This window comes from Micrococcus sp. H39-S4 (genome assembly GCF_027158145.1).
Classification (GTDB): domain Bacteria; phylum Actinomycetota; class Actinomycetes; order Actinomycetales; family Micrococcaceae; genus Micrococcus; species Micrococcus luteus.
Genome location: NZ_JAPVLT010000003.1, coordinates 226,660 through 241,225, shown reverse-complemented (window position 1 = coordinate 241,225; position 14,566 = coordinate 226,660). Strand labels below are relative to the sequence as shown.

The window sequence follows — 14,566 nt, the reverse complement described above, 5'->3', positions numbered from 1 at the left end:
CAGGGCGTCATGAGTCATGTCGATAACACCCCTGTCCACCCCCGTCAGACACAGAACAACCCCCAGGAGGCTGCCATGAGCACCATCACCGTCACCGACGCCGACTTCGACCAGAAGGTCCTCCAGTCCGAGCTGCCCGTCCTCGTGGACTTCTGGGCCGAGTGGTGCGGCCCGTGCCGCATGCTCGGGCCCGTCCTGGAGGACATGGCCGTGGAGCACGAGGGCAAGGCCGTGATCGCCAAGCTCAACGTGGACGAGAACCCGGCCATCGCCGCGCGCTACGGCGTCACCTCCATCCCGCTCGTCGTGGGCTTCCAGAACGGCGAGAAGGTCGCCGAGTCCGTGGGCGCCAAGCCCAAGGCCGCGCTGGAGAAGGAGTTCTCGGCCCTGCTCGGCTGAGCCCCTCCCCCACTCACCACGACGGCCCCGTCACCCGAGAGGGTGACGGGGCCGTCGTGCGTCGATCTTCAGGACCAGCGGCGGGTGCCCGTGGACGCCGTCCGCGGGAACTCCGGATCAGGACTTCTTGCCCTTCCCCTTGCCGTCCTGACCGCCCTGGATGAGGTCCATGATGCGGTTCAGGTCCTCCACGGTGGTGAAGTCGATGGCGATGCGGCCCTTGCGCGCGCCGAGGGTGATCTTCACGGCGGTGTCCAGGCGGCTGGTGAGCGCGGTGGCGTAGTGGTCCAGGCGCTCGTGGCGGGCGTCGTCCGTGCTGCGCCGCGGCGTGCGGCCCGGCCGGAGCCCGCCCTGCAGCTGCGCGACCGCCTCCTCCGTGGACCGGACGGACAAGCCCTCCGACTGGATCCGCTGCGCCAGACGCTCCATGTCCGACGGGTCCGTGAGACCGAGCAGCGCACGCGCATGGCCGGCCGAGAGCGTGCCGGCGGCCACGCGGCGCTGCACGAGGGGCGGCAGCTTGAGCAGCCGCAGCGTGTTGGAGATCTGCGGACGAGAGCGGCCGATGCGCTGGGACAGTTCCTCCTGCGTGCAGGCGAAGTCCTCCATGAGCTGCTGGTAGGCGGCGGCCTCTTCGAGCGGGTTCAGCTGGGAGCGGTGCAGGTTCTCCAGCAGAGCATCCCGCAGGAGGTCCTGGTCCGGGGTCTGGCGGACGATCGCCGGGATGGTGTCCAGGCCGGCCTTCTGGGTGGCGCGCCACCGGCGCTCTCCCATGATCAGCTCATGGGGGGTGGGGCCGTCCACCTCGCGCACGACGATCGGCTGCAGGATGCCGACCTCGCGGATCGAGGTGACCAGTTCCGCCATGTGGTCCTCGTCGAACACCTCACGCGGCTGCCGCGGGTTGGGGTGGATGTCCCCCACCGGGATCTCCCGCAGGACCGCGATGTCCGCGGACACGGTCCCCTCGGTCGCGGCGGACTCAACGCTCGAGTCCCCCGGTTCCTTCCTCGACGACGTCGCGGAGGTGGCACGCTTGCTGGGCGCCTTCACCGTCGGCATGGCCGGACGCCCCTTGGTCGGCCGCGCCGCGGGTGCATCCTCGGACTCTGCGGAGAAGAACACGTCGACGGGACGCTGCGCGGGTCGCGAGGCACGCTTCGACGAGGTGGGCCCTGCCTTCGTGGCGGACGTGGCGTTCCTGCCAGTCGCAGCCGTTGATTTCCCGGCCTGTGTCGTTCGGCCCGCGGTCTTCCGCTGCGAGGCCGACGGGGCGGGCTCGTTGGACCCCCCTGGCGTCTCGGTCGTCGCGGTGCTCCGCGTCGATGTCGTGGTGGCCTCCGCTGCCGCGGCAGCCTTCGGGCCGCTCTTCACCGGCACCGCAGAGTCCTTCGGGGAGGTGGCCTCGGCGTTCTCTTCCGGGGCTTCTACAGTGCTCTGGATCAGGGCGCCGAGGCCTCGCCCCAGGCCTCCTCGACGGCTCGTCTTCAACGGGTCCTCCTGCAGTGAGTGGGTCTGGGATCAGTGTAGGTGAGCGGCCTGGTCTCGATGGTCCCGGGCGGCGGGAAGACACTTCTCAAGGTGCTCTGGCCCTGACCGCCGGGGGGCGCGCGAGGGCCTGACACGTGCAAGGGGCGCGGCGAGGTTCGGGCCTCGGTTCTGGGGTGAGACGTCCGTATTGGGCCCGGACGGCAGGATGTGGGCGCGCGGACAGCACCTGCCGCGAGCGTGAGTGTTTCACGTGGAACACTCATAGTGGGGGCGCTTCGGAAGGGTGCCGCTGCAATCCTCAAGACCTCCTCGTGTTCCCTCTCGAAGTTCACTCGTTTCACATGAAACGCGAGCCCGCGTCGACGAGCGGACGGTATCAGAATCACGGCTGTCAGTTTGTTGTTCGTGTTCTCCCCGGCCGATCAGCCCTCCGTGCGGACGGTACTCAGATCGCTGGCTACCCGCATGATGTATGTGCTTCATCGGACGCGCAATGGCGGACCAGCAGCGAAGCACTCGTGCCACTTCCCCGCGGTGTGATGTGAACACTCGAATCGCCGAACGGATGAGCTCGGCCTACTCGTCGCTTCGCCGTCAGTGCTTCCTTACACCCGCGCAGCTCACGAATTGAACGCTGCCTCACCATCCGCGTTTCACGTGAAACACGGACGAGTCTGTCATCCAAGTACGACATGAGTTCGGGTAACCCACGTGCTCGCTCACCCGCGAGTCAGTGCCACATTACTGCGCCATTCTCGGTCAGCTCGCTCCCGGCACGGATCGTGTGCTCCCTGGATCGCCTGGGATTGTGACCTCGCGGCACGGCGCTTTCACCCGAAGCTCATTTCACGTGAAACGTATCGTTCGAAGATTCGACCATGCACTCGTGCCACGGAAGTCCGCCCACGAGCGGGTTGCATTCAGATACTGGCGTCCATAGGAGGCGTGAGATGCGTTCGAGGTTCAGACTCCTCGCGCTGCTGACGTCGTGACCCGGGCGCGTCGAGCGCCGGACGTCGGTCGTTCGGTTTCACGTGAAACGTGGCGGCGTACTGGGCACGAACGCCGGGTCGCGGGTCCCATGTCGCGCAGCTTGCACCGACTTGTGCCGTTGACCGTACTGTTCGATGTAGTCGCTGCCGTCAGCAGCGGCCGTACAGACATATGGCAGGCCGTTCCGCCCGACAGACCGGGCCCATTCCTCCCGTCTGCCCATTTTGCCCATTAAGTTTCACGTCCGACTCGTGTGGAACCGGGTCTTCACCCGTCCGTCCGCACGCGGCTCCCTCCGGGGATCGACGCTAGATCTACGCGCGAGCATCGTGTTTTACGTGAAACCCCCGGCCACCACCTGAGTGATCGACGTCCTGCTTCCACGTCGTTTGCAGGGGTCAGAACCGTGTGGCCTGAGCGTCCCGCACTGAGCTGATGCGGGTTTCCCGGGGGAGGGGACCCAGGCTGACTCAGCATTCCCCTGCCGACCCCGTACCTAGCCGTCGGGCCGCGCTGGGGATTCGCCAGACCAACCAGCGCCATGGTGGCACCCACGGCCACCTACCCACGGCGTCCCCTTGTCCACAGATCTTGTCCACATATCAACATCGACGATAGCCGCTAACCACTGCTGACTCCGCAAAGTGCCAGCTCACATGCTTGTCTTTGTATACATTGGGGGCGTGCGGCCGCCCCTCTTCGCCGGACTCTCTCCTACTCCGTACACAGGAATGCACAGTAGAACTGTCCTTCTGGCGCCGCCGTTCGGCCCCTCCAACTCAGACGAATCACAGCAGCCCACCATCGCCGCTGACGTCTGCTCTCGCACACGCTGACGGCAGACCGGCCGCGTGCCTCGCGGCGACACCACGGCCCGTGCTCCGCTCTGGCCCCGATTCCCTGCACGTCACCGACGGCGAGGAGGTCTGACCGTGGGGGAGAGGGGGCACCCAGTCACAGCACCCGGCCTGCTCGCTGGCTGCATCCTCGAGGCTGCAGCGCACCCGGGTGAAGGAGGAGGGACGGATTATACCCTGCACGGCCGCGCCCGGCGGCCAGGACGTTCCCCACGCGTCGCGCAGCCCTCGCGGAGCACTTCAACGCAGCGTGCACCGCCGGCCCCCACACAGCCGCCGTCTCCGCCCCGCCGCCATGCCGTTCACCCCGTGAGTTCGTGCGTCGCCGCCCGCGGCTGCACCCAGGCCTCGCGACAGGTGCGCCTGGCCGGCGGCGGAGGCGCCGGCCCAGCGGAAGAGAGGGGAGCGGGACAGATGGGAGCGGTCCACCACGGGCACCCCTCCCCATCGTCCCGCCGCGGCGGCACCACGCTCGCACCCTCAGAGAAGGTCGTTTCACGTGAAACACGAACTTCCGATATGCCCAGCGTTTCCGCTTGTCTTTTCACCCCCCATCTTCCGGGCCACGCTCACTCACGACGAAGCCCGCCGGGGGATCGCTCCCTCCGGCGGGCTTCGTCGTCGTCAGCAGCGCCATTTGGCGACCGCAACAGCGGGTCGCCTGGGCGTCAGCTCTTCAGGGCCGTCGGCGCACCGCGGCCGGCGATCTCCGCGGCCGCCTCCCGGTACGCCACGGCGCCGGCCGAGGCCGGGTCGTAGGTCAGCACCGTCTGCTGATAGCTGGGGGCCTCGGAGATGCGGACGTTGCGGGGGATCGCGGTGTTCAGCAGCTGCTCCGGGAAGTGCGTCCGGACCTCCTCCGCCACCTGCACGGCGAGGTTGGTCCGCGCGTCGAACATCGTCAGCAGGATGGTGCTCACCTGGAGACGCGGGTTCAGGTGCTTCTGGATCATCTGCACGTTCTTGAGCAGCTGGGAGAGGCCCTCGAGGGCGTAGTACTCGGCCTGGATCGGGATGAGCACCTCCTCGGCCGCCACGAACGCGTTGACCGTCAACAGTCCCAGGGACGGCGGGCAGTCGATGAACACGTAGTCCAGCCGCTCCTGGCCGTCCTGCTCGCGCCAGGCGGTGTACGCCTCGAGCGCCCGAGACAGTCGCTGTTCGCGGGCCACCAGCGAGACCAGCTCGATCTCGGCACCGGCCAGGTCGATCGTCGCGGGCACCACCTGCAGGCCGTCCACGTCCGGGGCGTCCTGCACGACGTCCTGGATCTCCATCTCGCCCAGGAGCACGTCGTACACGGAGGCGACGTCTCCGGTGTGGGGGATGTTCAGCGCGGTGGACGCATTGCCCTGCGGGTCGATGTCCACCACCATCACCCGCATGCCCGCGCGGGCGAGGGCCGCGGCCAGGTTGACCGTCGTCGTCGTCTTGCCGACGCCGCCCTTCTGGTTGGACGTCGTGAACACGCGGGTGCGGTCGGGGCGCGTCAGACGGCGACGCTGGAGCCGCGCGGGCTCCTCGGCGTCGGCGCCGCCCTTCTCGGCGGTCCGGCCGGTCCACTTCTGGCGCAGGGCCCTCCAGGCCCCACCCCGGCTCTCCTGCTCCTGCGCCATGCGGCTCTACCTCCTGGGTCGCGGGTGTGCGGATCTGCTGCCGCCCGGCCCGTCCCGTCCCGGTGGGGGAGGGGTCAGCGGGGACGCGCGCTGACGCGCACGACGGTGGTGGTCTCGGGCAGCAGGCCCTCGCCCACCGTGAGGATCTCGGGCTCGGCACCACCATACTTGCGCAGGACCTTGCGGGCGGCGGCGATCTCGTCGGCCGCGGAGCGGCCCTTGATGGCCAGCAGCTCCCCGGCGCCCTGCAGCATCGGCATGGTCAGCGGCACGAGGGTCTTCAGCGCGGACACGGCGCGGGCGGTCACGACGTCGACGTCGAGGTTCCCGGAGACCTGCTCGGCGCGGCCGCGGATCACGTCCACGTTCTCCAGGCCGAGGTCGGCGACCACCATGTCCAGCCACTCCACGCGCCGCTCGAGCGGCTCGATGAGCAGGAACTGGCAGTCGGGGCGCGCGAGCGCGAGGCACAGGCCGGGCAGGCCCGCGCCGGAGCCGACGTCGGCCACGAGCGCGCCCTGCGGGAGGAGCTCCTCGACCACGGCGCAGTTCAGGACGTGGCGCTCCCAGAGACGGGGCGCCTCGCGCGGGCCGATCAGGCCCCACTCGATGCCGGTGTCCGCCAGGTGGGCCACGTACGCCTCGGCACGGGGGAGGCCCTCGCCGAACAGCTCGACGGCGGCCGGACGCAGCGCATCGGTCAGCGGCGGTGCCGGCTGCCCCACGGGCGCGGGGCGCTCGCCCCGGTCCTGAGGATCCAACCCGGGGCGCCGCTCGTAGGCCGAGCCCCGCTCAGTCATCGGCGGAGATGACCACGTGCCGGCGGGCGCCCTCGCCCTCCGACTCGGAGGTCAGGCCGGCGTCCGCGACGACGTCGTGGACGATCTTGCGCTCGTACGCGCCCATGGACTCGAGGTGCACGGGGCCCTCGCCGGCGCGGACGCGCTCGACGGCCGCCTGGGCGGCGGTGCGCAGGGCGACGTTGCGGCGCTCCCGGTGCCCGCAGACGTCCAGGATCAGCCGGGAGCGGTGCCCCGTGGCGGCGAGCACGGCCAGCCGGACGAGCTCCTGCAGGGCCTCCAGGGTGCGGCCGTCGGGGCCGACGAGGCCGTCCAGGCGCTCGTCGTGGTCCTCGGAGACGACGGACACGTACGTGCGCCCGTCGCGGACCTCGATGTCGATGTCCCCGTCCAGGTCCGCGATGTCGAGCAGCTCCTCGACGTAGTCCGCGGCGACGTCGCCCTCCTCCTCGAGGCGGCGCACCGCCTCCGAGACGGCGGCACCGTCCTGCTCCTCGACGCGGGAGCCCTGGCCCGCGGGGGTCTCGACGACGGCGTCCTCGGCCTCGGGGGCCGGGGTCACGTTCTCGGCGGACATGCTCACTTCCTCCTGCGGTTCTTGCGCTGGGGCTGGAGGCGCTGACCCGACTCGCGGACGACCTCACCGTTCAGCACGGCGCCGCCGCGGCCCGCCTGGGTGTGCGCGGATGAGGGCGTGGCCTCGGCGTTCGAGACCTTCTGGCCCACGGGGGGCAGGCCCTTGGCGGCGCGGCGCTCGTTGAGCTCCTTCTCGGCGAGGGAGCCCGGGGTCGGGTTGTTGCGGATGATCCACCACTGCTGGCCGACGGCCCAGAAGTTGGAGTAGGTCCAGTACAGGAGCACGCCGATCGGGAAGTTGATGCCGCCGATGCCGAAGATCAGGGGCATGGCGTAGAGCATGATCTGCTGCGTCTGCATCATGGGCCCGGAGAGGGCCTGCTGCGTCATGTTCTTCGTCATGAGCATCTTCTGCATGAAGAACATCGAGCCCGACATGAGCAGGATCAGCACGATCGCCGTGACGATCACGGGCCCGCTGCCCGGCGCGCCGAGCGAGTTCATGAAGGTGTCCGACATGCGGGCGCCGAAGATCGTGGAGCCCTCGAAGGAGCGGATCTGGTCCGCGGACAGGGCGTCCATGGCCTCGCCGCGCTCGGCCGCGCCGCGGGCGCCGATCAACACCTGGTACAGCGCGAAGAAGAACGGCATCTGGATCAGCAGCGGCAGGCAGGCGGCGAACGGGTTCGCCTTGTGCTCCTTCATGAGCGCCTGCTGCTCCATGGCCATGGCCTGGCGGGAGAGCTGGTCCTTCTTGCCCTTGTACTTGGCCTGCAGCTTCTGCAGCTCGGGCTGGATGGCCTGCATGGCGCGCTGGGCCTTGATCTGCTTGACGAACAGCGGGATCAGCAGGGTGCGGATGAGCACCACCAGCAGGAGGATGGACAGGGCCCACGTCCAGCCGGAGTCCGCGGGCAGGCCCGCAAACTCCAGGATGCTGTGGAACGCCCCGAGCAGCCAGGACATCAGCCAGCGGAACGGGGAGAGGATGGCTTCGAACATGGGGGTCAATCCTCCTGCGGGAGATCAGGTGGGATGGGAGGGTGGTTCAGGGTGAGGATGCGCGGCTGCCGGCCCGGCGGCCAGCGCCGGTGCCCGGGCGGGACCGGGTCCACGCCGCCGTCGTTCCAGGGATGGCACCGGCCGATGCGCCGCGCGGCGAGCCACGACCCCTTCACCGCGCCGTGCACGTGCACGGCCTCCAGCCCGTAGGCGGAGCAGCTGGGGAAGAACCGGCACACGGGTCCGTACAGCGGGGAGACCACGGCCCGATAGACCGTGAGCAGGCCGGCCAGCAGGGCGGACGGCAGCGCGCGCAACGGTCCCCACTCACGGGAGGGCTCGAGCACGACGAAGGGCGAGGGGGTGACGGTCATCTACGCGTGCTCCGAGGCGGCGGGCAGATGCGGCTTCAGGGCCTTGCCGAGCGCGCCGACGGTCTCGCGGCGCAGCAGCGCGTAGTCCGCCTCGGCGGCGGCCGGCAGCGCGCGAACCTGCACCAGAACCGGCAGGTCGCGCAGCGGAGGCAGGCGCATCTGATCCGCGACGACGGCGCGCAGCCGCCGCTTCACCCGGTTGCGGGTCACCGCGTTCCCCACGGCCTTGGACACGACGAACCCGGCCCGCGGCCGAGGGGCGCTCGGCGACGTGGACCGGGTCTGGTCGGGGTCCGTGGCGACGCTCACCACGACGGTGCGCCGACCCGCGCGGGTGCCGGTGCGACCGAGGTGACGGAACTCCGCGGGCGTGCGGACGCGACGGTCACGGGGCAGCACGGGGCGCGCCGTCCCTGGACCGAGGTCCTCAGGCGGACAGCTCGGCGCGGTTCTTGCCGCGGCGAGCGGACAGGATGGCGCGGCCGGCGCGGGTGCGCATGCGGGCACGGAAGCCGTGCTTGCGGGCACGACGGCGGTTGTTGGGCTGGAACGTGCGCTTGGTCACTGTGATCTCTCCACGACGTGTTGTGTGCCTTCGACCGTCGACCTGAGCAGGTGGACCAGGGGGAAGGACCGGTGAGGCTCTGACATGAAATCCCCGGCGGGCACGATCAACCGACACCCGGGGGACCAGACGACTCTAGTGGCCGGGGTACGCAGGGGTCAAACGGGTGCGCGCGGATCCCGGACGCCCGTGGGCGCCCGGGACGGTCGTCCACAGGATGATAGGGGTTGTCCACCGTCTGTGCACAACCCTGTGGACAACCGTTAGACTCCGAGCACCGTCGTCCGTCTCGCGCAGCCGCCCCCGTCCTCGGGGACGTCTGTCCCAGGAAAGGAAGCCTCCGTGGTGGCAGACCAGGCCGTGCTCAGCTCGTGGCGCTCCGTCCTGGGCTCCCTCGAGGACGACGCGCGGGTCAGCGCCCGCCTCATGGGCTTCGTCTACCTGGCCCAGCCGCAGGGCCTCATCGGCAACACGCTCCTGCTGGCCGTGCCGAACGAGACCACCCGCGAGACCCTCCAGGGCACCCAGGTGGCCGACGCCCTCACGGACGCCCTGACCCAGGAGTTCCGCGAGGAGATCCTGCTGGCCATCTCGATCGATGCGAACCTGCAGCCGCCGCGGACCCCCTCCTCCGAGGCCCGCCGCTCCTCCCTCGCCGGCGGGCCGTCCGACGCCGCGGCGCCGGACGTCGAGCTGCCCCCGGCCGCGACCGCCGCCACCTCCCGCCGCGCCGTCGCCGAGGAGCTGCCGGGCTTCCGCATCGAGCCGCCGGCCGACGTCGTGCCCGCCGCGACCGCGGCCCCGAGCGGGAACGGCAAGCCGACCCCCGCACCGCCGTCGACGTCCGCGGAGACCAGCCGCCTCAACGACCGCTACCACTTCGAGACGTTCGTGATCGGCTCGTCCAACCGGTTCGCGCACGCCGCCGCGAACGCTGTGGCCGAGGCGCCGGCGAAGGCGTACAACCCGCTGTTCATCTACGGCGAGTCCGGCCTGGGCAAGACGCACCTGCTGCACGCGATCGGGCACTACGCCCGCCGCCTCTACCCGGGCCTGCGGGTGCGGTACGTGAACTCGGAGGAGTTCACCAACGACTTCATCAACTCCATCCGCCACGACGAGGGCGCCTCGTTCAAGCAGGTCTACCGCAACGTGGACATCCTGCTGATCGACGACATCCAGTTCCTGGCGGACAAGGAGGCGACGGTCGAGGAGTTCTTCCACACCTTCAACACGCTCTACAACAACAACAAGCAGGTGGTCATCACCTCGGACCTGCCGCCCAAGCAGCTCTCCGGGTTCGAGGACCGGCTGCGCTCCCGCTTCGAGTGGGGGCTGATCACGGACATCCAGCCGCCGGACCTCGAGACGCGCATCGCGATCCTCCGGAAGAAGGCGGAGGCCGAGGGGCTCGTGGCCCCGCCGGAGGCGCTGGAGTACATCGCCTCGCGCATCTCCACGAACATCCGCGAGCTCGAGGGCGCGCTGATCCGCGTGACCGCGTTCGCCTCACTCAACCGGCAGACCGTGGACATCGAGCTGGCCGAGCATGTGCTCAAGGACCTGATCACGGACGAGACGGCGCACGAGATCACCCCGGAGCTGATCCTGCACGCCACGGGGGAGTACTTCAATCTCACCCTCGAGGAGCTGACCAGCAAGTCCCGCACCCGCACGCTGGTGACGGCGCGGCAGATCGCCATGTACCTGCTGCGCGAGCTGACCGAGATGTCCCTGCCCAAGATCGGTCAGGTCCTGGGCGGCCGCGACCACACCACCGTCATCCACGCGGACCGCAAGATCCGCGAGCTGATGGCCGAGCGGCGGACGATCTACAACCAGGTCACCGAGCTCACCAACGAGATCAAGCGGAAACAGCGCGGCGCCTGAGCCACCCGCCGTCCCACCCTCGAGTCCCGGTTCGAACATTCGACCGGGACTCGAGCCTTCGTCCACATTGTCCACCGGTGTGGACAACTCTGTGGAGAACCCCCGGTGCTGTGGACAACCTCCGCCCCTGTGGATGGCGGAATCAGGCCGCTCACGCCGCGTCCACACCCCTGGGGACGGCGACGGTGCACAGGCTGGTGAATCACACGGATGTCATTCGATGGTCCACATGTATCCACAGATCTCCACAGCCGAAAACCGCATGATCTCGCGGTTTTCGACGGGTGTGGACGCGTCCTGTGGACAGGAATGTGGACAACTGGGGGGTGGATCCGGGGATGAGTCTGGACAACTCCGGTCGAACCTGTGCAGAGCGGGGGAAGGACCCCCGGGGCTCGTCCACACCGGATGCACACCCCGAACGAGCGGGTGTCCACACGGTTCCCCCAACCGGATCCGCATGCTGACGCGGCAGAACGGCGTTCTCCACAGGATCCACACCCGCTACCACTACTTCTGATCCCCCTTCAGAGATTCCGCCAAGCAACATCATCTCCGCCACCCCACACCGAGCTGAGCGCCTCGAGAGCCCGGGCTGCGCCCGTGCGGTCGGAATCCTTGGAATCACACGCTTGTCATTCGCTTCCGACCTGACACCCACCGCGCGGACCGCCTATGCTGAGGCCCGCGTGTCGCCGTTCCCCCCGGGCCCGCAACCCCCGTCATCACCCCCAGAGAGGCAGTGCAGCTCGTGAAGTTCACCGTCGAACGCGACATCCTCACCGACGCCGTCTCCTGGGCCGCACGCTCCCTGTCCCCGCGCCCGCCGGTGCCGGTGCTCTCGGGCCTGCTGATCACGGCCGAGGCCGGCGTCGTGTCCATCGCGAGCTTCGACTACGAGACCTCCGCGCGCCTGGAGATCGAGGCCGACGTCGAGACCGCGGGCCAGGTGCTCGTCTCCGGCCGCCTGCTGAACGACATCGTCCGCTCCCTGCCGCAGGCCCAGGTCACGGTGGAGCTCGACGGCGGCAAGGTGCTCGTCACCTGCCGCTCCTCCCGCTTCGCCCTGGCCACGATGCCCGTGGGCGACTACCCGGCCCTGCCCGAGCTGCCGGCCCCCGCGGGCACCGTGGACGGCGCCGCGTTCGCCCACGCCGTCGCCCAGGTCACCGTCGCCGCCTCCAAGGACGACACCCTGCCGATCCTCACCGCCGTGAAGGTGGAGATCGAGGGCGACACCATGACCTTCCTGGCCACGGACCGCTACCGGCTGGCCATGAAGGAGATCCGCTGGACCCCGGCGGACCCGTCCCTCTCGACGTCGCTGCTCATCAAGGCGCGCACGCTCACCGAGGTCGCCAAGTCCCTCGGCTCCGGCGGCGACCTGGAGATCCTGCTCGGTCAGACCGCCGACCTCGTGGGCTTCGCCTCCGGCGGCCGTCGCACCACCTCCGTGCTCGTGGACGGCGAGTACCCCAAGATCCGCTCGCTCTTCCCCGAGTCCAGCCCCATCCAGGCCGTGGTGGACACCGCCGCCCTGGTCGAGGCGTCCCGCCGCGTGGCCCTCGTCGCCGAGCGCAACACCGCCCTGCGCATGGTGTTCACGGACGGCCAGGTCACCCTGGACGCCGGCACCGGCGACGACGCGAGCGCCAACGAGTCCGTGCCGTGCACGCTCGAGGGCGAGGACATCACCGTGGCGTTCAACCCGTCCTACCTCTCCGAGGGCCTGGCCGTGGTGGACCAGCCGCAGGTGCGCTTCGCGTTCACGTCCGCGCCCAAGCCCGCCCTGCTCACCGGCGTGAACCAGGAGGACGGCGTCGTCTCCGACTACCGCTACCTCGTGATGCCGGTGCGCATCGCCTGACGCAGGGGGCTGGACGCTCCCGTGTACCTGTCCCACCTCACCGTCGCGGACTTCCGGTCCTACCGCTGGGCCGACCTGGAGCTGATGCCGGGGTCCACGGTGCTGCTCGGGGCCAACGGGGTGGGCAAGACCAACCTCGTGGAGGCGATCGGCTACCTCGGCGCCCAGCAGTCCCACCGGGTCAGCTCGGACGCGCAGCTCGTGCGCTTCGGCCGGGACCGGGCCCGGATCGCCGGGCGCGTGCACCGCGGGTCCCGCACCGTCGCCCTCGAGCTGGAGATCCTGCCGGGCCGGTCCAACCGGGTGGCCATCAACCGCGGCGCCCCCGTGCGGGCGAAGGAGGGCCTCGGGATCCTGCGCACCGTGGTCTTCGCCCCGGAGGACCTGAGCCTCGTGACGGGGGAGCCCGGTGGCCGTCGTCGTCTCCTCGACCAGCTCATGGTGCAGCTGCGTCCGGCCCTCGGCGAGGCCGCCGCCGACTACGAACGCGTGCTGCGCCAGCGCAACGCCCTGCTCAAGTCGAGCCGCGGCTCTCGCCGCTGGGGCCCCGAGGAGGACGCGACCCTCGCCGTCTGGGACGAGCACCTCTGCGCCGCCGGCGCCCGCCTGCTCCACGGCCGCCTGCACGTGCTGCGCCTGCTGGCCCGCCCCCTCCAGGAGATGTACGCGGCGCTGACCAACGGCTCCAAGGCCGCGGCCTACGCCTACGAGTCCACCGTCCCGTTGGCCCGTGGCACCCACGCGGAGGTCCCGGCCGTGGCGGACCTGGCCGCGGACATGCACCGGACGCTCGAGGCCCAACGGGAGGAGGAGCGGGCGCGGGCGCTCACCCTGGTGGGCCCGCACCGGGACGAGCTCGCCCTCTTCCTGGGCCCGGCGCCCGCGCGCGGCTACGCCTCCCACGGGGAGACGTGGTCGCTGGCGCTCGCCCTGCGCATGGCGGCCTACGACGTGCTCGTGGCCGACGACCCGGACCCCGACGCCCGCCCCGTCCTGATCCTGGACGACGTGTTCGCGGAGCTCGACGCCGCCCGTCGCCGCCGCCTCGCCGCGCTCGTCCACCGGGCCGAGCAGGTGATCGTCACGGCCGCCGCGCTCGAGGACGTCCCCGAGGAGCTCACGGCCCACCGCGTGCTCATCCGCCAGGACGCAGAGGGCTCCGAGGCCGTGGCCGCCGCGGCCCCCGTGGAGGGGGACATCCGTGAGCCCCGGCGCGAGGGCGGCGCCGATGGCTGAGACCCCCGCCCCGTTCGAGCCGGACCGGCCGGACCTGGCGCTCGTGCAGCTGCGCCGGGTCCGCGAGGCCGCCCGGGAGCGGGGCGAGGCGCCGCTGCGGGCGCGGGGGACGGGCGCGGGCCTGGCCGGGGCCATGGCGGGCACGACGTCGGCCGGCCGGGAGCGGCAGGACCGTCGACGCCCGTTCGGGGGTGCGGACCGGGACCCGGCCACGGTGTCCACCGTGTTCGGCCGGCTCATCCGCGACCGCGGCTGGTCCACCCCCGTGGCGGTCGGCTCCGTGCTCACCCGCTGGGCCGAGCTGGTGGGGCCGGAGATCGCGCTGCACTGCCGCCCGGAGAGCTTCGAGGACTCCGTGGTGCGGGTCCGGACGAGCTCCACCGCGTGGGCCACGCAGCTGCGCCTGATGAGCCCCGTGCTCCTGCAGCGCTTCGACGAGGCGCTCGGGCCCGGCGTCGTGACCCGCATCGAGGTGGCGGGGCCGCAGGCCCCGAGCTGGCGCAAGGGGCCGCGCACCGTGCGCGGCGGCCGCGGGCCGCGCGACACCTACGGCTGAGTCCGGGGCGGCCCCCCGCGGCGCACGACGGCGTCCCGGACGCGGCGAGGCCATGGGCGCCGCTCTGGCGCGCTCACAGGGTCGGGGACGGCCCGGGAGGCATGGGCGGTCTCCTGCGCACGTCCTGAGCCGTGTCCCTGGCCGCTGAGCGGGTGTTCTCCCGTGGCGGACCCCCGTCGATGCGGGCCCTCGGGGTGTCAGGCGGTACACTGGGACCAGTGAAAGGGGGCCGGTTGTCGTCCGTCCCCCACCCCCGTGGATCTGCGGGAGCGTGTCGCGTGCCGGTTATGTCCGGGCGGCGTCGCGCGCCTGCGCGCGGGTCGACCCAGCCGCCGACGTCCGAG

Annotated in this window: 13 protein-coding genes; 5 read left to right on the top strand and 8 right to left on the bottom strand. The window is 70.7% G+C overall.

Translation table 11 applies throughout. The annotated features are described in order from the left end of the window. Nucleotides 1-9: 9 nt before the first annotated feature. Complete coding sequence (gene trxA, locus O3T09_RS04940) at nt 10-399, top strand: thioredoxin (RefSeq protein ID WP_327036762.1); 390 nt, start codon at nt 10-12, stop codon at nt 397-399. A 117-nt stretch (nt 400-516) separates the two neighbouring features. Here trxA and O3T09_RS04935 read toward each other — a convergent pair whose 3' ends face one another. The 8 genes from O3T09_RS04935 to rpmH form a co-directional block, all read right to left on the bottom strand. Beyond that, nucleotides 517-1,890 carry a ParB/RepB/Spo0J family partition protein gene (locus O3T09_RS04935; protein ID WP_078025341.1) on the bottom strand — a complete coding sequence of 458 codons (1,374 nt, stop codon included), beginning with the start codon at nt 1,888-1,890 and terminating at the stop codon, nt 517-519. 2,518 nt (nt 1,891-4,408) lie between these two features. After that, on the bottom strand, nt 4,409-5,356 hold the full coding sequence (locus O3T09_RS04930; RefSeq protein ID WP_101965674.1) for a ParA family protein: 948 nt from the start codon (nt 5,354-5,356) through the stop codon (nt 4,409-4,411). Between the two features lie 74 nt (nt 5,357-5,430). After that, a complete protein-coding gene (gene rsmG / locus O3T09_RS04925) occupies nt 5,431-6,156 on the bottom strand; it encodes a 16S rRNA (guanine(527)-N(7))-methyltransferase RsmG (RefSeq protein ID WP_080694941.1) in 726 nt (241 codons plus the stop codon). Beyond that, on the bottom strand, nt 6,149-6,733 hold the full coding sequence (locus O3T09_RS04920) for a Jag family protein (protein ID WP_101965673.1): 585 nt from the start codon (nt 6,731-6,733) through the stop codon (nt 6,149-6,151). The genes rsmG and O3T09_RS04920 overlap by 8 nt, the downstream gene beginning before the upstream one ends. A 2-nt stretch (nt 6,734-6,735) precedes the next feature. Then, nucleotides 6,736-7,734: a membrane protein insertase YidC gene (gene yidC, locus O3T09_RS04915; protein ID WP_036337315.1), complete on the bottom strand. Its 999-nt coding sequence runs from the start codon at nt 7,732-7,734 to the stop codon at nt 6,736-6,738. 5 nt (nt 7,735-7,739) lie between these two features. After that, nucleotides 7,740-8,108, bottom strand: coding sequence for a membrane protein insertion efficiency factor YidD (yidD, locus tag O3T09_RS04910; protein WP_020628390.1), 369 nt, complete (start codon nt 8,106-8,108; stop codon nt 7,740-7,742). Then, on the bottom strand, nt 8,109-8,507 hold the full coding sequence (gene rnpA, locus O3T09_RS04905) for a ribonuclease P protein component (RefSeq protein WP_002856442.1): 399 nt from the start codon (nt 8,505-8,507) through the stop codon (nt 8,109-8,111). It abuts the gene before it with no gap. Between the two features lie 28 nt (nt 8,508-8,535). Then, entirely contained in the window at nt 8,536-8,673 is a 138-nt protein-coding gene (gene rpmH / locus O3T09_RS04900) for a 50S ribosomal protein L34 (protein WP_002856443.1), read from the bottom strand. A gap of 342 nt (nt 8,674-9,015) precedes the next feature. Here rpmH and dnaA point away from each other — a divergent pair, with 342 nt between their 5' ends. The 4 genes from dnaA to O3T09_RS04880 all read left to right on the top strand — a co-directional run bounded on the left by dnaA (nt 9,016) and on the right by O3T09_RS04880 (nt 14,222). After that, on the top strand, nt 9,016-10,563 hold the full coding sequence (dnaA, locus tag O3T09_RS04895; RefSeq protein WP_101965672.1) for a chromosomal replication initiator protein DnaA: 1,548 nt from the start codon (nt 9,016-9,018) through the stop codon (nt 10,561-10,563). Nucleotides 10,564-11,314: 751 nt separating this feature from the next. Continuing rightward, nucleotides 11,315-12,430 (top strand): DNA polymerase III subunit beta, encoded by a 1,116-nt coding sequence (gene dnaN / locus O3T09_RS04890; protein WP_002856446.1) that lies wholly within the window; start codon nt 11,315-11,317, stop codon nt 12,428-12,430. A gap of 21 nt (nt 12,431-12,451) precedes the next feature. Further along, the gene (recF, locus tag O3T09_RS04885; RefSeq protein ID WP_269295405.1) at nt 12,452-13,666 is read left to right on the top strand and encodes a DNA replication/repair protein RecF; all 1,215 of its coding nucleotides are present in this window, start codon (nt 12,452-12,454) and stop codon (nt 13,664-13,666) included. Continuing rightward, on the top strand, nt 13,659-14,222 hold the full coding sequence (locus tag O3T09_RS04880; RefSeq protein ID WP_010079771.1) for a DUF721 domain-containing protein: 564 nt from the start codon (nt 13,659-13,661) through the stop codon (nt 14,220-14,222). The genes recF and O3T09_RS04880 overlap by 8 nt, the downstream gene beginning before the upstream one ends. The last annotated feature ends 344 nt before the right edge of the window (nt 14,223-14,566 follow it).

What these genes read in the sequence shown, in the direction of transcription:
- trxA (WP_327036762.1), top strand. Translation starts at nt 10, where the DNA reads ATGAGTCATGTCGATAACACCCCTGTCCACCCCCGTCAGACACAGAAC.
- O3T09_RS04930 (WP_101965674.1), bottom strand. Translation starts at nt 5,356, where the DNA reads ATGGCGCAGGAGCAGGAGAGCCGGGGTGGGGCCTGGAGGGCCCTGCGC.
- rsmG (WP_080694941.1), bottom strand. Translation starts at nt 6,156, where the DNA reads ATGACTGAGCGGGGCTCGGCCTACGAGCGGCGCCCCGGGTTGGATCCT.
- O3T09_RS04920 (WP_101965673.1), bottom strand. Translation starts at nt 6,733, where the DNA reads ATGTCCGCCGAGAACGTGACCCCGGCCCCCGAGGCCGAGGACGCCGTC.
- yidC (WP_036337315.1), bottom strand. Translation starts at nt 7,734, where the DNA reads ATGTTCGAAGCCATCCTCTCCCCGTTCCGCTGGCTGATGTCCTGGCTG.
- yidD (WP_020628390.1), bottom strand. Translation starts at nt 8,108, where the DNA reads ATGACCGTCACCCCCTCGCCCTTCGTCGTGCTCGAGCCCTCCCGTGAG.
- O3T09_RS04880 (WP_010079771.1), top strand. Translation starts at nt 13,659, where the DNA reads ATGGCTGAGACCCCCGCCCCGTTCGAGCCGGACCGGCCGGACCTGGCG.